The organism is Sphingobium boeckii, assembly GCF_014199215.1.
GTDB lineage: Bacteria > Pseudomonadota > Alphaproteobacteria > Sphingomonadales > Sphingomonadaceae > Sphingobium_A > Sphingobium_A boeckii.
In genome coordinates, this window is the sequence record NZ_JACIJC010000001.1 from 746,122 (window position 1) to 764,516 (window position 18,395).

The window sequence follows — 18,395 nt, forward strand, 5'->3', positions numbered from 1 at the left end:
CTTCGACAGGCTCAGCCCAAACGGGATTTGAAATATCGAATTTAATCTTCGGTCAGCCGCCCCTTGAACCCCTGCGCAATCACATACCATTCGGACGAATCCTTCCGGCTCGCGGCGGGTTTGGCGTGTTTCACGGTGGTGAAGTTCTTCTTGAGGATCGCGAGAAGCGCGTGATCCGTGCCCCCGGCGAAGACCTTCGCCACAAAGGCGCCGCCCGGCTCCAGCACATCGCACGCGAAATCCACTGCGGCCTCCACCAGCCCCATGGTGCGCAGATGATCGGTCTGCGGGTGGCCCACCGTATTGGCGGCCATGTCGGACAGGATCAGGTCGGCCGGGCCGCCCAGGGCGTCCTTCAGCGCTTCGAGCGCCTCATCGGCCAGGAAGTCCATCTCGAAGATCGTTACGCCGTCGATCGGATCGACGGGCAGCAGATCGATGCCGACGATTGTGGCACGCGGCACGGTCTTGCGGGCGACCTGGCTCCAGCCGCCCGGCGCGATCCCCAGATCGAGGATGCGTTTCGCGCCTTTCAGCAGGTTGAATTTCTCGTCCAGCCCGATCAATTTATAGGCCGCACGGCTGCGATAGCCTTCGGCGCGCGCCTTCTTCACCCAGGGATCGTTCAACTGGCGCTCCAGCCAGCGCGTCGATTGCGCGGTGCGGCCCTTTGATGTCTTGACGCGCGTCCGCCCGCCCGATCCGCCCCGGCTCATCTCTTGTCCCCGTCGCGTGCCATCAACAGCCGCAAAATGCCTTCGCGAATGCCGCGATCCGCCACGCCCAGCCGTTCGGCGGGCCAGATATCCGTGATCGCCTCGAGGATCGCGCAACCGGCCACCACCAGGTCCGCGCGCTCATGCCCGATGCAGGGCTGGTTTTCGCGATCCGCCACCGACATGGCGGACAATTCGGTGCTGATCGCGCGCATCGCCTGGGTCGGCACGATCAGCCCATCGATCGCGCTGCGATCATAGGAACTGAGCTTGAGATAGAGGCTGGCGAGCGTGGTCACCGTGCCGCTGGTGCCGAGCAGGCGGATGTCGGGCAATTTTTCCGCGGGCAATCGGGCTGCAAAGGGGGCGAAACTCTCGGTGACACGCGCCTTCATCCGCGCATAAGCCGCCAAGCGCGCGGGTGCATTGTCCGCAATGTCCGGCTCGCTCTCGGTCAATGAGACCACCCCCCAGGGGGCGCTCTGCCAATCGAGGATCTTCGGCGCCGATTCGAGCGTATCGACCAGCACCAATTCGGTCGAGCCGCCGCCGATATCGAAGATCAGCGCCTGACCATCACCCGGCTCGAGCAGCGTATGGCAGCCGATCACGGCCAGCCGAGCCTCTTCCTCCGCGCTGATGATGTCCAGCGCGATCCCGGTTTCATTATACACCCGATCGATGAAATCCTGGCCGTTGGCGGCCTGGCGACAGGCTTCGGTGGCGACGGAGCGGGCCAGCGTCACATGGCGGCGTTTCAGCTTGTCCGCGCAGATCTTGAGCGCGGCGATGGCGCGCTCGATCGCGGCGTCGCTCAGCCGGCCATTGGCAGAAAGCCCTTCGCCCAGCCTGACGATCCGGGAAAACGCATCAACCACCACAAAGCCGTCGCCTTCGGGCTTGGCGATCAGCAGACGGCAATTGTTGGTGCCGAGATCGAGCGCGGCATAAGCGCGCCGCTGATGCCAGCGCTGAACAGGCTGGCGGTTTGCCGCGAGGCCCGCCTGTGCTGGCGCGGACCGGTGCGGCGATGGCGTGGAAGGATCCACCATGGCCGTCAATTCACTCTTATGTTCTCCGGAAACGGGAATACCGCCGGTACTTGGGGCCAAGTCTAAAGGTTCAAGCGATTTCCCGCAAGGCGGCGTTGACTTGAACGAGCGGTCCGCCTATTTCGCCGGCCTCTGGTGCCCCGTCGTCTAATGGTAAGACTGCGGTTTCTGATACCGCCTATCGAGGTTCGAATCCTCGCGGGGCATCCAGCTATGCTCCCTCAAACCATTGTAAATAGATAATTTATTTTGGCCGGCCGCTTATCCGTCCAGATGGGTGCCGGGATTCGCCAAAGCGGCCTTGGTGGTAGTCGTTATGAGCTGCCCATGGGTGTCCTCTCACACCGCGCGCGCTCTACAGGCAAACGCCAAGAGGCGCGGGCGGACGCCAGGCCGTCACACCATAGGGATTTCCGGGACTTCTAGGGATTTCAGTGAACGCCCTCAGATGGGCGTAGTGACGCCTGCCGATGTCGACCATAACCTGCCGTTTGACTGCTGATTTTTTAGTTGCAACTCCGGACCGGCTTCTGTGGATGGCTCCCGCGTCGCGAGCATAACGTGATGATCTGACGTTCAGTTGGTGCAGACAGCAATGATGGTGGTTCACCCAATGCCTCATTCCGCGAGGTGGATTCTGCGTCGCCAGAGCTAACGGCAATTTGAGGCCTGAAGTGTTGCTTGGTTGAGGCGTAGCGGGATCAAATAAGCAATTCATGCTGTCAGTGCATCAATCAATGTTAATTATTTATTTCACAACACTCCAGCGGTTCGCAATTGTCACTGCCTGACTGCGAGGGCGAACCCGAGTTTGTAAAATAGCGCAGCGGAACATCGGGATTTCAAAAACAGGGGAATGAAATGCAAGCCATGTGTTTGTCGACCTTTCGGTCACGCTGCTCTCTAACCGCGATCGTCATCAGCAGTCTTAGCGCGCTCTCCTTTTCAAATGCCGCCTTTGCGCAGGCTCCGGAAGACGAGACGGTAGCCGTACAATCGGATGTCGCCAATGCGGCCGACGATCAGTCGACTGGCGACGCCATTGTGGTCACCGGATCGCGTATTCCCCGCGTGGGCTTCGATACGCTGGAGCCGGCGACAACCATATCCTCCCAATTGGTCGAATCGCGCGGGCAGACCAACATCGTCGACACATTGACAGCGACGCCCAGCTTCGGCCTTGGCCAGACGCCGCAGGGTCAGCAGGGGTCTTTCAATGCGGGACAGAGCTTTGCCGACCGCTTCGGCCTGGGATCGGCACGGACGCTGACGCTATTCAATGGTCGGCGCGTCGTTTCGACCAACGCCCCGTCGGTATCGGGCACGCGCGTGGGAACGCCTGCACCGCCCGGACTGCAGGTTGATCTCAACATCATTCCGACGTTGCTGGTTGAGAGGGTCGAAAACCTGTCGATCGGCGGTGCACCGGCTTATGGCTCCGATGCGATCTCTGGTGTGGTGAACGTCATCCTGAAATCGAAATATAGCGGGCTCACGGTCTCGGCGCTCAGCGGCATCACTGAGCAAGGAGATAATTTCCGGCTGAACGTGGCTGGTCTGGCCGGCACGGATTTCGCCGAAGGCCGTGGCAATGTGATGTTCGCAGCAAGCTATGATCGCAGCGAAGGCGTTTTGGGTTCGGCGCGGAAACGCATTCGCCAGGCTTATGATTTTGACGACAATCCAAGCGTTGGATCGGTCATTTCGAATACACCGGGCGGGCGCACCACGGCGAATGATGGCCGCATCAATTCTTCAATCCCGTTCAACTCGGGCAATGCAGATGGTGTCCCGGCGTCCGTGCTCATCAGGAATTTTCGCGCGGAAGGCCTGACGACGGGCGGCGTCATCCTCCCCGTTGGACAATTTATCCGCGCCGATGGCACGGCGGCAGGGTTCGGAGTCAATGGCACGACGCGGCTCCAGTTCGATCCGTCGGGCAATCTCATCCCCTATAATCCGGCTATCCCCTTTTCGGGATTTTTCGGATCGGGGGGCGATGGTTTCAACCTGTCTGAAACCACGCAGATCTTGTCGGATGTCAAACGCATATCGCTTAATCTCAATGCCAGCTTTGAACTGACGCCCAATATCGAAGTCTTCGCCGAATCGATGTATTTCAACGGCAAGGGCCGTGAGCTGGTGGACCAGCCCACCTATGCCACGCCGCTGGTCGGCAGCCGAACAAACCCGCAGGGGCCGTTGCTGGTTTCAGTTAGCGATCCGCGCCTGACGGATCAGGCGCGCACCTTGCTCACGAGCCTTGGCGTTTCGACCTTTAACGTATCAAAGGCCTATCTCGGTTTTATCGACGGGCGCAGCATGTCGAGCAACGACGTGTACCGGGCCGTTGGCGGTATCAGGGGGAAATTTGGCAGTTTCGGCCGCGAATTTACCTATGAAGTCTCGGCGAATTATGGTCGGACCGAAGGCAATTACCTTCGCAACCAGATCATCCAGCAGAATTTCGTCAACGCGCTCAACGTAAGGCGCGACGCATCGGGTGCGATCGTCTGCGATGCCAATCCGGCCTTCAATGTCGCTTCGGGGACGCTGGCGCCGGTGCTGGACGCCGCCTGCGTCCCGCTCAATCCCTTCGGGACCGACGGCGTGAGCAAAGCGGCAGCAAATTATGTCACGGCGCGCACGCTATCACGGTCTTTGCTCGAGCAAACGGTTTTTTCCGCGAATATCTCGACCGGCAGCCTGATTGATCTCTGGTCCGGACCCGTCGGCTTCAGTATCGGCGCCGAAACGCGCCGCGAACATGGCCGCTTCACGCCGGATCCCCTGGAGCTCGCCGGCAGAACGCAAAACCCCGCCATCGCGGCCGCCGACGGTTCGTTCCGAACCAAGGAAGTCTTCGGCGAACTCGAAATTCCGCTGATTTCCGAGGACAATAATATTCCGCTCGTCCATGCCTTGTCCGTGGAGGGCAGAGCCCGCTACGTCGATAATTCGATCAATGGCGGCTTTACCACCTACACGCTTGGCGGACGCTATCAGCCTGTCCGGGATATCACGTTCCGCGGAAACTTCACACGCGCACTCAGGGCGCCGGCCATCGTCGAACTGTTTACGCCCAATGCCGTCGGCGTGTCGTCTTTTCCGGATCCTTGTGACAGCGCCAATGTCGCAAGCGGCCCCAATCCGTCCATTCGCGCGCGCAACTGCGCGGCCTTCTATTCGGAATACGGCCTCAATCCAGCCAATTTCGTGTCGCAGGCCAAGAGCGTGGGTCAGGCGACGCTTGATGGCGGCAATATCAATCTGCAGAACGAAACGTCCAACGCTTACACCTTCGGCTTTGTCCTGCGGCCCAGTTTTATGCCGCGCATGACGATGGCTGTCGATTGGAACCGGATCAAGATCAAGGGGCCGATCGCGCAGCTGACGACCGCCGATATCGCGAGCGGCTGCTATGACAATCCGGACTTCGACCTCAATAATCCGGATGCGGGCAACCAGTTTTGCAGCCTGTTTTCCCGGGATGCGACGGGGCAGCTGGTCAATGACCGTTCCAATCCCGGTATCCGCCGGACATTCGTCAATGGCGGCTCGATCGATTTCCGCGGCCTCACCGCGAATGTGAACTATGCCGGTCTGCCGCTCGACGGGGTCGGGCTTGCCGATACGACGCTCAGCCTCGATGGAAGCTTCTTTTATCTCGACAGGCTTTGCCGGTCGATCAACGCCGTCACCACGACCTGCGCGCAAGGCACGATCACCAATCCACGGTATAGCGGCCAGCTCAGCGCGACGCTGGCAAAAGGTCCATTCAGCCTTTTCACCGAAGTCAATTATCAGTCGGGCGGGAAATATGATCTGACCTTTACCAATGAAACGCAGGATATCCTCAAGGTAGACAGTCTCATCACGGTCAATGCCGCGATCGGCTATGGCATCAACGACGATTGGTCGATGCGCTTTACCGTCACCAATCTGTTCGATACGCCGCCGCCATTCCCGCTCACCACGGGTGACCTACTCGGGCGTCGGTTCGTGGTGCGCGTCACCAAGACGTTTTGATCAAAGGGCCGGTCGCTGGGGTTGTCCGCAGCGGCCGGTTTGTTGATCACTCCGCCACGGTAATATCTGTGCTCGTTTCTTCCAGCAAAGTCAGCAATGTGGTTGCTGCGGGCTGCGTTTCGCGATCCAGTCTCAATATATAGCCACACGACCGAAGGATTTCCGGATTGCCAAGCGGGCGCCACGACAGGCCTTCCTGCTGAAGGCCGGCTGCGGCCAGCTTGGGCAAAGCGGTGATGCCGGCGCGGCTGGACACCAGCGCGCCGACCGTCGCCAGGAATGCGGGCTCGTAGAGCGGTCTCACCGAGAGATGACATTGCGAGAGCGCGGCGTCGATCAGTGTGCGAACGCTGGAGCCAACCGCCATGGCGATGAACGGCCTGTCATCGAAAACCTGCCAATCCACGCGTTTGAGCGCGGCGATGGGATCATCGTTGCGGCAGACCACGCCCACCTGATCCTTGAGCAATTCAACATATTTCAGTTTGGGGTGGTTGGCCGGCCTATCAACCAGACCGATATCCACCTCACCATCAATCACCTGCGTCATCACCGTTTCGGATAGGCCGTCATAGATATGCAGTTCGATACTGGGCGCAGCGATCCGCATCTTCGCGATCGCGGGTGCCAGCAACGCCTGCGCAAGCGAGGGCAGGGTCGCGACCCGCACATTGCCAGACTGGCCGAGCGCCTGTTCCCGCAGGTGAATCAGGGCGCGATCATAATCGGTCAAGGCGTTGCGCATGGTTGCAAGGATGGTTTCGCCGGCTGCCGTCGGGCTCACATTACGCGTGTCCCGGTCGAAAATGACGCAGCCGAGTTCTGCCTCCACCGAACGAACGATCCGGCTCAAGGCCGGTTGAGACAGTCCCATTTTCGAAGCGGCTGCCGTAAAGCTGCCGGTTTGCGCCACCGCCATGACGGACCTTAAATGATGCGGCGTGATATTTATACGCATGGCGTATCATTCCATCAAATTTATGAATTTTACAATAGTTTCAGCATCCATACACTGAAATTTAAGCGAATACAGTGGCCCTGTTGTCAAATTAGACATAATAATCAGATTAAACTGCCGATATCACAAAGTAAATTTGAAAATTAATAGATATATTGCAGTAATATTTTGATAAAAATTTGGATAGAATAGACTAATTGGGGATGGAGCATGATCTTAAGATTATTGATGTTGTGTACCGTATCTGGATCTGCATTGTTGTTTGCTCCCGCATCGGCGAATGCGGTGCCAGCGACATCTGATGTGGTGGCGCTCGCGAAAGACGAAACTCGATTGTATCCCGAAGATCTCTTCAGCCTGAGCGCTGGGGGCGATCCGCAAATCGCACCGGATGGCGGGCTTATCGTCTATACGCGCACTGCCAATGACATCATGACCGATCGGGGCCGCACGACGCTCTGGTTTATCGATACGCGCACGGGCGAACAGTCCCCGCTGGATGGCGTGGGGCCGAATGCAGATTCCTCTCAGCCACGCTGGTCTCCGGACGGCACGCGATTGGCTTTTGTCGGCACGCCGGAAGGTGGAAGAGCGGGCATCTATATGTTCTGGAAGGCGACCGGTCGCACGGCGCTGATCGCGTCGCCTCCGCGCGGACCGGGCAATCTGACATGGTCGCCGGACGGAAGCTCGATCGCTTTCACTATGCTTTCGGTGACGGATCCCGAGACTCTCGGCGCGCCGCTCAAAAAGCCCGAGGGCGCCAAATGGTCGGAGCCGCTGAGGATCGTTTCGCGCATCGAATATAAACGGGATGGCGAGGGCGATCGCAAGCCGGGCTATTATCATGTGTTCGTGATCCCGGCTGACGGCGGCATTCCACGGCAACTGACCACAGGCAGTTTCGAGGATAGCGGACCCTTATCCTGGACGTCTGACAACCGGGCGATCCTGTTCACCGCCAGGCGCGGCCCCGATTGGGAACGCGAGCGCGACCTTTCGGCAATCTATCGCGTGTCGCTTGCGGATGGCGCGCTCACGCGGATGACCGAGAATAAGGGTCCTGATACGTCCGCATCGGTCTCGCCAAACGGAAAGCTGATCGCCTTCACTGGCTATACGCAGAAATATCGCGGTTACGAAAATCGCCTGCTGTATGTGATGGATATCGATGGGCGCAACGTGCGGCCCCTCACCGGTGCGCTGGATCGCAGCGTCGAGAAATCAAAGCTCATATGGGCTGCGGACGGGCAAAGCATCTATTTCTCCTTTGACGATCACGGCGTCGCCAAGGTCGCCCGCGCCGATCTCGCCGGCCGTATCGACACGCTTGTGTCTGGTCTGGGCGGCGAGGGCGATATTCCCGATACGCCCTATACCGGCGGCGGCTTTTCCGTGGCGCAGAATGGTGTGATCGCCTTTACGCAGGGCGCGGGCGACCGGCCGAGCGACATTGCCATTACGCGGGGCGGAAAGGTCACGCGACTGACGCGGCTTAACGACAATGTGCTTGGGCATAAGAAGATGGGCGCGGTCACGCCGCTCGCCGTGACGTCCAGCTTCGACCAGGCTTCGGTCGACGCCTGGTTGGTGACGCCGCCTGATTTCGATCCATCGCGCCGATATCCGATGGTTTTGGAAATCCATGGCGGCCCGTTCGGCAGCTATGGCCCGACCTTCGCGAGCGATTATCAACTCTATGCTGCCGCCGGATATGTCGTGCTCTATGTCAATCCGAGAGGATCGACATCCTATGGCGACGTGTTTGCCAACGGGATTACCCACAGTTACCCGGGCACCGACTATGACGATCTGATGAGCGCGGTCGATGGTGCCATCGCGAAGGGCTTCGTCGATCCGGAACGCCTGTTCGTGGCGGGCGTATCTGGAGGCGGCGCATTGACCGCCTGGATCGTGGGTAAGAATAACCGCTTCAAGGCTGCGGTATCACAAGCACCGGTGATCGAATGGACGAGCGAGGTGCTGACGGTCGATTTCTACCCCTGGATGGGCAGGCAGTGGTTCGGAAAACAGCCGTGGGAAGATCACGAACTCTATTGGAAGCATTCACCGCTCTCGCTTGTCGGCAATGTCACCACGCCCACAATGCTGATCGTCGGGGATCAGGACCATCGGACGGATCCGTCGCAGGCCGAACAATTCTATGGCGCTCTGCAGATCCGCGGCGTACCGACCACGCTCATCAAGATCCCCGGCGCATCGCATGGCACCTTTTCGACACGGCCCAGCCAATCGGCTGCGCGGGTGAACGCCATCCTCGCGTGGTTCGCCCGGTTCGACATGGCCAAGACCGTCAAATAGGGCGCGTCTTTCGAAGGTGAGATGGATCCCCGCATATCCAATGGATGTGCGGGGATTTTCGTGCCGGATCGCTCAGATCGCGCCGGTCAGCGTGGCAACGATCGTCATCACCAGGGTCGTGCCGAACGCCCAGCGGAACATGTGTAATTGGTGTTCGCGCAGGCTGACGCCAGACAAGCCGATGAGGATATAGGTGGAGGCGGTCAGCGGGCTGAGGGGGAATCCAGTCGTCATCTGGCCCATCAGCGCCGCGCGACCGATGGTGAGCGGATCCGAACCCACCACTTTGGCGGTTTCCGCAAAGACCGGAAGCATCCCGAAATAATAAGCATCAGGCGTGAAGACGAGGCTCATTGGCATACTCGTGATCGCAACGATTTGACTGAGCCAGGGCGCGACCGACGCGGGGACGCCGCCAGCCAAGACAGACGCCATGGCGGCGATCATGCCTGTGCCGTTTAAAATGCCCGTGAAGATCCCGGCGGCGAAGATCATGGAGATGACCGTGACGACGCTGGCGGCGTATGCGGAAAGTTGCGCGCTCTGCGCTTCGGCCGACCGGCGATTAACGGGTAACGCGATGGCGAACGCCAGGATGAACAGGAGCGGAGCGGGGATGGGCGGAACGGACACCAGATCGGCATAAAGTCCCTGAAACAGCAGGAGCAACAGCGTCAGCGTCAGCGCAAGATTGAACCAGAAAATGGGGCTCTTTGCGGCGGGCGCTGGCAGATCAGGGCCGGGGCCGCCCGGTGTGCTTGCGATGAGGCCAGCAGCGCGCAGCCGACGGCGCTCCTGAACGCCCATCAGAAAGGCGGCGCAGAAAATCCAGCATATCCCCGCCAGCATCGCAGGCAGGACGGGCACGAACAGATGGCTGACATCCGTTTTCAACACGGCCATTGCCCGCGCGGTCGGCCCGCCCCAGGGCAAGAGATTCATGACCCCGGCCGACAGGCCGACAATCGTAGGCAGCACGAGCGGGTTCAGCCCCAATCGGCGATGCACGGGAAGCAGGGCGGTCACGGAGATCAGGAATGTTGTCGCGCCGTCTCCGTCGAGCGAGACGAGCAAAGGCAGCAGGGCGGTGATGATGCAAAGCCGCACGGGATCATGATGCACAAAGGCGGTCAATGTGCGCACGAGCGGTTCGAAAAGGCCCGCGTCTATCATCAGGCCGAAGTAAAGAATGGCGAATGTCATCATCACTGCGATCGGCGCGACGATCTTGAGGCCTTCGATGCTCATGGTTGTAAGGCCATCGCCGAAGCCGCAGAGCACGGCGCTGACCATCGGTACAAGGATCAGCGCGACGAGGACTGGCATCCGCAGGATGAGGATCAGCGCCAGAAAGGATCCGATGGTCAAAAAGCCTGCCAGCGCCAGGTTCATGGACTTATCCCGCGTTGCATTAGCGGCGGGCCGACTGGCCACCGCCGAGGGATTTGACGAGGCGGTACAGGAAGGTGCGGCTGTCCATCAGCGATTTGACTCGAACTCGTTCATTGAGACCATGGACGCCATTGCCGTCGGGATCGCGGAAGATCGCCGATATGCCATAGGTTGGAATGCCAGCAGCCAGCAGGAAGCGGCCGTCGGTTCCTGCTGTAAGTATGTTCGGAATAACCGGAACGCCGGGCCACATCTCCGCCACCAGCTTTTCGACCGGAGCCATGATGCTGGACGTCAACGCTGGAGCCGATGAGACTGGCCCGGGCAGGGAGACAAACTCGATCCGCACCGAGGGATCGGCAACTATTTCCACCAGCCTGTCTCGGATCGCGCTGACGTCCTGTCCCGGCAGGATCCTGCAATTGACATTGGCCTCGGCATGTTGAGCCATCGCATTGGCGGCGTGCCCGGCATTGACCAGCGTTGAGACGCATGTGGTGCGCAGCATCGCGTTCCACTCGGGCGATGCCGCCGAGATCCGCGCGAAGGCGGCGTCATCTGCCCGGCCTGACCCGATTGCTGCCATGTCGGATTTCAGCGGCTCGGGCTGAAGCGGCGCCAATCGCATGAAGAATTTTCGCACGACTTCGCTGACCGCGACGGGAAATTCGAAAGCACCGATCCGTGATAGGCCGTCGGCAAGACGCGTGATGGCGTTGTCCCTGCCAGGTCGCGCACTGTGTCCACCCGGACTGGTCGTGACCAGCCGGAAATCCTGATAGATTTTTTCGCCGGACTGAATGCCGAAATGCATGGGCTTCCCGCTGGTGTCCAGATAGCCGTTTCCGCCCTCGTTGATCGCGACGCCGGCCTCAAGGGTGTCCGGCGCGTTCGCCAACAGATATTGGACGCCATTGAAGACATCGTAGGTTTCCTCTCCGCAGGTCAGCGCGAGCTTCAGCGTGATGTCCGGCAGGTAACCCTCGGTGCGATAGCGGACGAACATGTCGATGAAAGACGCCGCCATCGCCTTGTCGTCCACCGTTCCACGCCCGTAAAAATACCCATCCTCCTCCACCAGAAGGAAGGGGTCGCGCTGCCAGTCCGATCTTTTGGCTTCGACCACATCGATGTGCGCCACGAGCAGGATAGCGGGTGCCTCGGCACGGCGACCTGTCAATTGCGCAATGAGATTCCCCTGCTTCGGAAATGCGGGCGGAACGATGAGCCGCGCTTCATCATCGCCATAACCCGCCGCCTTGAGCCGGGCGAGCATCTTGCGCGCGGCGATCGTGCAGCTGCCCTGCGAGAGCGAGGTATCAGTTTCGATCAGTTCCTTATAGGTCGCGAGAAATCGTGCGTCTTGTGGATCGGCCGCCGCCTTCGCCGCGCCAGCGAAAAAGGGCAGGGCGCACGCGAGCGCCGCGAGGACCGGCCATGACCGGCGATGCACGATGGGAGGGCTGCGCACGGCTATCCTGTCCTGTGAGGCGATGTTGCCCCGTCATCGGGGATGTCGATGCTCAAGAGGGTCATGCCAAGGCATTTGCCATGCGCATCAAGCGACAAGGATCGTGTGACGCCGGAGCGCAGCGCCTGTTCCAGCACGAAGACGAGCGCTCCGAGCTGCGCCATTTCAAAGCGCCTTATGCGGCCATGGGCGAATTCGACGAAATGCTGGCCGACACGCTCGGGCGTGAGATATTTTTCCAGCAATTCATAATGGCGCGCTTCATGGACGATCACGGAAAATTGGCACGTGTCACCTTTGTCGCCCGTGCGCACATGCGCGAGATTTCGCAAGGTCGTCATGCTGTGACCCACACGATCCCGGGCTCCACCGCATCACGCTCGACATAGGTCGAGGCGATGGCAACGACTTCGCGATCCTGTGCCCAGGCACCGCCGCCGCCGGCCGGCCCATTCGTATAAAGCGCTTCAACCTCACCGCCGACGGCCGCTGCAGACTTCCTGTCTGCCGCCCGGCCCGCCGCCCTGATCCGCACCTCACGCAGGTCGGTCGCTGCCGCAGCGCCTGTCGTGAAATTCGTCGCGTTCACGCCGATCAATTCCAGCCGCAATTCTTCGATCGGAAGCGCGCGCAGAGCGAGGCGTTCGCGGACGATCTCCAGCGCGAGCTTGCCGCGCTCGACCGCGCCCGGCCCGGCATATGAAATCTGGCCTTCTCCGATGAATCCATCGCGATATCCGACAGACACTTTCAGTTTGGCGGGGCGCTCGCGGCCCGATGCGCCGTCCATACGAATGCCTTGATCGATTTCGGTAAATGTGATGCGCGACAGATCGGCGATTACATCGGATTGCAGATAGGCGGCCGGATCGAAAATTTCGTAAAGAAGCTGTTCGGTGCAACTCCGGATGCTCAATTCGCCGCCCGAACCCGCTACCTTGGAAAAAACCGCGATCCCGTCTGCGTCTATGTCAGCCATCGGAAAGCCCAGGCGCGCAAGACCGGGTACGTCCTTGCATCCAGGGTCAGCGAAATAGCCCCCGGTAAGCTGTCCAGCGCATTCGAGCATATGACCGATCGCCGTGCCACGACCCAGACGATGCCAATCATCCTCCGCCCATCCGAAAGCGTGAATCATAGGGCCGACGAACAGGGCAGGGTCGCCCGTGCGGCCCGTTAGGACGATGTGGGCGCCTTCATCCAGCGCACGCGCGATTGCAAAGGATCCCAGATAGGCGTTAGCCGAAATGATTTGATCGCCCAGATCCGAAACGGTGCGCCCGTCTTCGAGCGCACCTCCTGCTGCTGCGATGTATTCAGTGACATCATCGCCCACGATGGCGGCGATCTTCATGCCATGAAAACCCCTTTCCCGCGCCAGTTCCGCAGCACGCTCCGCCGCTGCAACCGGATTGGCGGCGCCCATGTTGCTGATGATACGCACGTTCTTTCGAACGCTCGTATCGATGACGCCGCCAAGCCGCTCGAGCAGCATCAGATCATAGCCGTTGAGCGGATCTTCCAGCCGGCGCAATTGCGCGAGCGCGATGGTTCTTTCCGCCAGGCATTCGAACACGAGGAAATCCAGATCACCCTGTTCGATCAATTCGATCGATGGTTCGATCCGGTCGCCCGCAAACCCGGCTCCGCTGCCGATGCGGATCATCGATTTGGCATTCATGCGACGCGCCATGCGCTCAAAGTCTTCATTCGATATCCGCTCATTATGGAATGGCTAGACTAGCTTGATGCCCATTTCAGCGCGAATGCCAAAAGCCATGGTGCATGTCCGATATCCATCTCCTGTGAGAAGGCATAGGAACATCCCATCAGCTATAAAAATACATAATACGGATCAGTTAATGTATTTTGAGCATGAATTCCCAAGCGAACGCCTATTTTCATGCTTTGAGCGCATAGGTTGATGCAAATTATTGATTTTCAAAACTGAACGGGACTGTCGATGTTCTGCGCGTCCGAAACCGGATTCGCAAAGCACGTTGGCGGGGTCGTTCCTCGCGTCTTCCTGCGGGCTCTTGCGGCACGGATCGATGGGCATTTATCGATCGGGAGCGCATGTGAGCGAAATTTTGAAGATCATCAGTCCGGTGGACGGGACGCTCTACCGGGAGAGCCGTTTTTCGACCGACGCGGACGCCGAAGGCACTCTTGCATCCGCGCTACAAGCTGCTGGCTCCTGGAAGGACTATTCGGTCAGCGACCGCGTGGGAATATTGGATGCTTTCGTGGAAGCGTTCATCGCGCGATCGGATGATCTGGCGCGGATGACGGCGTGGCAGATTGGACGCCCGCTCGCAAAATCCGATGAGACTGGCGATCTGCACTATCTCTATGAATATTATAAATCGACTCTGCCGGAGTTTGGGGCGGAAGTCCTTCTGGCCGGGAGCGCTGACGAGCGGCGCTTTGCGCGCCGTGAACCTTGCGGCGTGAACCTTTCGATCTGTGCCTGGAATTATCCGGTCGTCATGCTTTCCAGTCTGATCCTTGCACCGCTGCTCACTGGCAATATCGTCATTTTCAAGCACGCACCGCAGACGGCGCATATTTCCGCCGTGATCAACGAGGCCGCTCGCGTGGCTGGCCTGCCCGAGGGCGTTCTCCAGGCGCTTGATCTCACCAACGCACAATGTGCGAAAATGCTCGCGTCCGGCAGTATCGATCTGGTCAATTTCGTCGGATCGTCGCGCGGTGGCCATGAAGTGCGTCAGGCCTCCGCCGCGCAATTCATCCGCGAAATTTTCGAGCTGGGTGGGAAGGATGCCGCCTATGTCATGGCGGACGCCGATATAGCGATATCAGCATCCGAACTGGTGCGCGCCAGCTTCTCCAATTCAGGGCAATCCTGCTGCTCGGTGGAGCGGATCTATGTGCATGATGCGGTCTACGACAAGTTTCTCGATCAGTTTGTTGCGGCGGCGCGGCGCTGGACGATCGGCCATCCCGTGGACGAAGTGGTGGAACTCGGCCCGGTGATCAACGCGGCCGCAGCCCGCCGGATAGAAGCTGAAGTGGCGCAGGCGCTGCAGGCCGGCGCGCGCGACATCCTCGGCTGCCCGACGCCCGACGTCAGCAACCCCGATGCCTATGTGACGCCCAAAGTGCTCATTGGCGTGGATCACAGCATGTTGATCATGCGTGCGGAAACCTTCGGTCCGATCGCGCCGATTATGCGCGTCCGGTCTGACGAGGACGCCGTCGCGCTGATGAATGACACGGAGTACGGCCTGACGTCATCGGTCTGGACGAACGACATCGATCGCGGCCTCGCGCTGGGCCAGCGGATCAACACCGGCAACTTTTATGTGAACCAGGCGGACTATGTCGACGAGCATCTGCCATGGGGTGGAATCAAGGCGTCCGGCCTCGGGCGAACGGACGGCTTTTCCTGGGTCGAAAGCCTGACCCGCACGAAGGGCTATTATGCGCGGCGTCTCGTCCAGCCTGCTGCCGCAATACCCCTCGATGCGCTTGCAGATCGATAAGCTGGAGCACCGCATTCGCACTGACGACATGAAAGGGAGGACATATGCCGATACGATCAGTCACGCTGGGTTTGGCGTTGTGCACAATTTCTCAGGCGTATGCGGCACCTCCCGTTTCAACGCAGAACGCGCCTGCCGCCGGGCCGGTCACCGTCGAATATTATTATCGTGTCCGATGGGGCGCGATGGACGAATTTCTGCGCCTGTATCGCAAGAATCATGAGCCGATCCTGCGCGAAATGAAGAAGGCGGGATGGATCACCCGGATCGAGGAGCGGCAGCCATTCACGCATATGGCGGGCGGTCAGCGCTGGGATATTCGGGTGACGATCGTGTATCGAGACGCAGAATCGGCCGTTGGTGCCGGAGGCCGCTACGATGAAGCCGCCTTGGCGGTCACGCAGCGGCTATATCCAGATGGCACTGCCCTCGCCCTCGAAGAGGCCAAACGCTTCTCGTTGATCGAAGAACATTGGGACGTGGTGGTGAAACCGGTTTCAGCCGATTGACGCACCCTGATGGACGTCCGGGGCCGGGGGTGAAATGGCGCAGCATCGGGGGGGGCAGCATGACACATTTAGCGACACCGACATTCAGCCGCAGCATGAAGATGATCGGCTGCCTGATGATCACCGTATCCTGCGTGACGCCCGCCTCATCCGTGTTCATTGTCATTCCCGGCGTGGTCCAGCAGGCGGGATCCGGGGCGCTGATCTGCGCGCTGATCGGCGGCCTGATCAGTCTGCTGATCGCATATGTCTATGCCGAACTCGGGTCCGCATTCCCGCTCTCGGGCGGCGAATACGCCATGGTGGCGCGCGCGATGGGGCCGCTTCCAGGCTTCATTATCCTGGGTCTCAATCTGGTGGTCCTGATGTTGGGCATCGCCGTGATCGCTTTGGGACTGGGGACTTATGTCCAGGCGCTTTTGCCCAACACTTCGGCGCTGGCCGACGCGCTCGTCTGTCTGGCGCTGACGACATTCTGCGCGCTGCTCAGTGTGCAGACGAATGCGCTCATCACTGGCCTGTTTCTGGCGCTCGAACTCATTGCGTTGGTGGTGGTCGCGGCGCTCGGGTTTCTTGAACCGGTCAATACTTGGGCGTCGCTAATCACCAATCCCATGGTCGCAAACGCCGCCGGGCAGATCGCGCCCGCGACACTCAACAATATCGGGCTGGGCACGTCGGCCGCCATTTTCGCCTTCTACGGTTTTGGCAGCGCGGTCTATCTGGGTGAGGAAACGCAGGGTGCCTCGCGCCATATCGCCCGCGCAGTGCTCTGGGCGCTGGCCATCAGCGTGGTTTCGCAGTCGGTTCCCCTTGCCGCCTTGCTGCTCGGTGCGCCCGCGACGGCTGAAGCGTTCACATCAGGCACGATGTTCGGCGATTTCGTACTTGCGCGCGGCGGTCCCGGCCTCGCGATGGCGATGAATCTGGCGGTCGCGCTCGCGATCATCAACGCCAATATCGCGATCGTCATCCTTGCCGCACGGATGGTGTTCAGCACCGGCAGGGATCAGGTCTGGTCCGGCCCGATCAATCGCGCACTCGTCAGGATCGATGCGCGATACAAGACGCCATGGGTGGCGACGCTTGTCACCGGCGGGCTGGCCGGTCTGCTCTGCCTGTTCGATTTCAGCCTGTTGCTGATCGCGTCGGGCACAGCATTGATGGTGGTCTACGGCTTTCTCTGTGCGGCAGTCATCGTCGGACGCCGCAATGGCGCGACGGCTCACGCTGTTTACCGGATGCCGTTTTTCCCATGGCCGCCCGTGCTGGCGCTGATCGCCTTCGCTTATGTGATCTACACGAACGTCACTGATCCCGGCACGGGGGTGGTAAGCTTTCTGGCGACCACAATCGTTCTCGCGGCATCCGCCACCTATTACCAATTCGTACTGAAACGTCGCGGCGCATGGGTGTTGCGCGGGCCAGAGGGCAACGCATCATGAACGCATCGAAGCCGATGGTGATAGAGGCGCGGGCGAAGACCTATGCCCTGAAACGCCCATTCCGGATCGCCTCCAGCCTTTATGTCGATGCCCCTGTCGTTGAGGTGACTGTCCGTCATGACGGAGTGGCCGGGCGCGGTGAGGCGGCGGGCGTCGATTATGTCGGTGAAAATTGCGCGATCATGCTGGAGCAGATCCAGCAGGTCGCTTCGCAGATCGACGCCACGACAAGACCGAGCCGCGCCTGGCTTAAGCCGTTGCTGCCGCCCGGCGGCGCGCGGAACGCGCTCGATTGCGCACTCTGGGATCTGGAGGCCAAGCACAGCGGCGTTCGGGCGCATGATCTTGTGGGCCAAAGCGGAGACGGCATTGTCACCCACATCACGATCGGCCTCGATACGCCGGAAGTCATGGCGAAAGACGCGCTGTCCTTTGGCGAGCGCGCTCTCATCAAGATCAAGCTTGGCTCCGAGAATACGCGCGATTGCCTGCGGGCGGTCCGCGCCGCAGCCCCCACCGCTCAAATCATCGTGGACGCCAACCAGTCATGGACGTTCGAACAGCTTCTTGCCATGGAAGGCGATCTGCTGGCCAACGGCGTGACATTGGTCGAGCAGCCGCTGGCCGCCGATGCCGATGATGGTTTGCTCGACTATACCGGTCCTCTCAGGCTCTGCGCAGATGAGAGCTCCCACGATCGCAGCAGCCTGGCGGCGCTGGCTGGCAAATACAGTGTCATCAACATCAAGCTCGACAAGACCGGCGGCCTCACCGAAGCTATGGCGCTGGCCGATGCCGCATCGGCAAAGGGCTTTGGGCTGATGGTGGGGTGCATGGGCGGCTCCTCGCTCGGCATTGCGCCCGCGCTGATCGTCGCGGCAAAGTGCGAAATCGTGGATCTCGATTGCCCGCTGCAATTGCGTCAGGACATCGCCCATGGATTGCACTTTTCTGGCCATCGTATCAGCGGCCCAAGTCCGAGCCTTTGGGGCTGA

Annotated in this window: 13 protein-coding genes and 1 tRNA gene; 7 read left to right on the top strand and 7 right to left on the bottom strand. The window is 60.1% G+C overall.

What is annotated here, in order from left to right; all coding sequences use genetic code 11:
- Window positions 1-41: 41 nt before the first annotated feature.
- Together FHS49_RS03725 and FHS49_RS03730 are read right to left on the bottom strand one after the other, a co-directional pair.
- Complete coding sequence (locus FHS49_RS03725; protein WP_184015323.1) at window positions 42-716, bottom strand: RlmE family RNA methyltransferase; 675 nt, start codon at window positions 714-716, stop codon at window positions 42-44.
- Window positions 713-1,768 carry a Ppx/GppA phosphatase family protein gene (locus FHS49_RS03730; protein ID WP_184015325.1) on the bottom strand — a complete coding sequence of 352 codons (1,056 nt, stop codon included), beginning with the start codon at window positions 1,766-1,768 and terminating at the stop codon, window positions 713-715. Before FHS49_RS03730 ends, FHS49_RS03725 begins: the two co-directional genes overlap by 4 nt.
- A 136-nt stretch (window positions 1,769-1,904) precedes the next feature.
- Here FHS49_RS03730 and FHS49_RS03735 point away from each other — a divergent pair.
- Window positions 1,905-1,978, top strand: a tRNA-Gln gene (locus FHS49_RS03735).
- Window positions 1,979-2,638: 660 nt separating this feature from the next.
- Window positions 2,639-5,797 (top strand): TonB-dependent receptor domain-containing protein, encoded by a 3,159-nt coding sequence (locus tag FHS49_RS03740; RefSeq protein WP_184015327.1) that lies wholly within the window; start codon window positions 2,639-2,641, stop codon window positions 5,795-5,797.
- 46 nt (window positions 5,798-5,843) lie between these two features.
- Here FHS49_RS03740 and FHS49_RS03745 read toward each other — a convergent pair whose 3' ends face one another.
- Window positions 5,844-6,755, bottom strand: coding sequence for a LysR family transcriptional regulator (locus tag FHS49_RS03745; protein WP_184015329.1), 912 nt, complete (start codon window positions 6,753-6,755; stop codon window positions 5,844-5,846).
- A gap of 285 nt (window positions 6,756-7,040) precedes the next feature.
- On the opposite strand from FHS49_RS03745, the gene FHS49_RS03750 reads away from it, so the two are divergent.
- The gene (locus FHS49_RS03750; RefSeq protein ID WP_343052885.1) at window positions 7,041-9,077 is read left to right on the top strand and encodes a S9 family peptidase; all 2,037 of its coding nucleotides are present in this window, start codon (window positions 7,041-7,043) and stop codon (window positions 9,075-9,077) included.
- Between the two features lie 72 nt (window positions 9,078-9,149).
- Here the strand turns inward: FHS49_RS03750 and FHS49_RS03755 are convergent, their stop codons facing one another.
- The 4 genes from FHS49_RS03755 to FHS49_RS03770 are packed head-to-tail and all read right to left on the bottom strand — an operon-like array spanning window position 9,150 to window position 13,633.
- Window positions 9,150-10,469 (bottom strand): CitMHS family transporter, encoded by a 1,320-nt coding sequence (locus FHS49_RS03755; protein WP_184015333.1) that lies wholly within the window; start codon window positions 10,467-10,469, stop codon window positions 9,150-9,152.
- A gap of 19 nt (window positions 10,470-10,488) precedes the next feature.
- Entirely contained in the window at window positions 10,489-11,940 is a 1,452-nt protein-coding gene (locus FHS49_RS03760) for a M20/M25/M40 family metallo-hydrolase (RefSeq protein ID WP_184015335.1), read from the bottom strand.
- Between the two features lie 2 nt (window positions 11,941-11,942).
- Window positions 11,943-12,281: an AtuA-related protein gene (locus tag FHS49_RS03765; protein ID WP_184015337.1), complete on the bottom strand. Its 339-nt coding sequence runs from the start codon at window positions 12,279-12,281 to the stop codon at window positions 11,943-11,945.
- Window positions 12,278-13,633, bottom strand: a complete 1,356-nt coding sequence (locus FHS49_RS03770) for an acyclic terpene utilization AtuA family protein (protein WP_221240349.1) — start codon at window positions 13,631-13,633, stop codon at window positions 12,278-12,280. The genes FHS49_RS03765 and FHS49_RS03770 overlap by 4 nt, the downstream gene beginning before the upstream one ends.
- Window positions 13,634-14,018: 385 nt before the next feature.
- On the opposite strand from FHS49_RS03770, the gene FHS49_RS03775 reads away from it, so the two are divergent.
- From FHS49_RS03775 to FHS49_RS03790, 4 genes are all read left to right on the top strand, one after another.
- The gene (locus FHS49_RS03775) at window positions 14,019-15,446 is read left to right on the top strand and encodes an aldehyde dehydrogenase family protein (protein ID WP_184015340.1); all 1,428 of its coding nucleotides are present in this window, start codon (window positions 14,019-14,021) and stop codon (window positions 15,444-15,446) included.
- Window positions 15,447-15,490: 44 nt separating this feature from the next.
- Window positions 15,491-15,955, top strand: a complete 465-nt coding sequence (locus tag FHS49_RS03780; protein ID WP_184015342.1) for a hypothetical protein — start codon at window positions 15,491-15,493, stop codon at window positions 15,953-15,955.
- Between the two features lie 95 nt (window positions 15,956-16,050).
- Window positions 16,051-17,400 carry an APC family permease gene (locus FHS49_RS03785; RefSeq protein WP_221240350.1) on the top strand — a complete coding sequence of 450 codons (1,350 nt, stop codon included), beginning with the start codon at window positions 16,051-16,053 and terminating at the stop codon, window positions 17,398-17,400.
- Entirely contained in the window at window positions 17,397-18,395 is a 999-nt protein-coding gene (locus FHS49_RS03790; RefSeq protein WP_184015346.1) for a dipeptide epimerase, read from the top strand. Before FHS49_RS03785 ends, FHS49_RS03790 begins: the two co-directional genes overlap by 4 nt.

Excerpts from the sequence above, each read along its gene's own strand:
- FHS49_RS03745 (WP_184015329.1), bottom strand. The coding sequence starts at position 6,755 with ATGCGTATAAATATCACGCCGCATCATTTAAGGTCCGTCATGGCGGTG.
- FHS49_RS03785 (WP_221240350.1), top strand. The coding sequence starts at position 16,051 with ATGAAGATGATCGGCTGCCTGATGATCACCGTATCCTGCGTGACGCCC.
- FHS49_RS03765 (WP_184015337.1), bottom strand. The coding sequence starts at position 12,281 with ATGACGACCTTGCGAAATCTCGCGCATGTGCGCACGGGCGACAAAGGT.
- FHS49_RS03780 (WP_184015342.1), top strand. The coding sequence starts at position 15,491 with ATGCCGATACGATCAGTCACGCTGGGTTTGGCGTTGTGCACAATTTCT.
- FHS49_RS03770 (WP_221240349.1), bottom strand. The coding sequence starts at position 13,633 with ATGGCGCGTCGCATGAATGCCAAATCGATGATCCGCATCGGCAGCGGA.
- FHS49_RS03740 (WP_184015327.1), top strand. The coding sequence starts at position 2,639 with ATGTGTTTGTCGACCTTTCGGTCACGCTGCTCTCTAACCGCGATCGTC.
- FHS49_RS03725 (WP_184015323.1), bottom strand. The coding sequence starts at position 716 with ATGAGCCGGGGCGGATCGGGCGGGCGGACGCGCGTCAAGACATCAAAG.
- FHS49_RS03730 (WP_184015325.1), bottom strand. The coding sequence starts at position 1,768 with ATGGTGGATCCTTCCACGCCATCGCCGCACCGGTCCGCGCCAGCACAG.
- FHS49_RS03755 (WP_184015333.1), bottom strand. The coding sequence starts at position 10,469 with ATGAACCTGGCGCTGGCAGGCTTTTTGACCATCGGATCCTTTCTGGCG.
- FHS49_RS03790 (WP_184015346.1), top strand. The coding sequence starts at position 17,397 with ATGAACGCATCGAAGCCGATGGTGATAGAGGCGCGGGCGAAGACCTAT.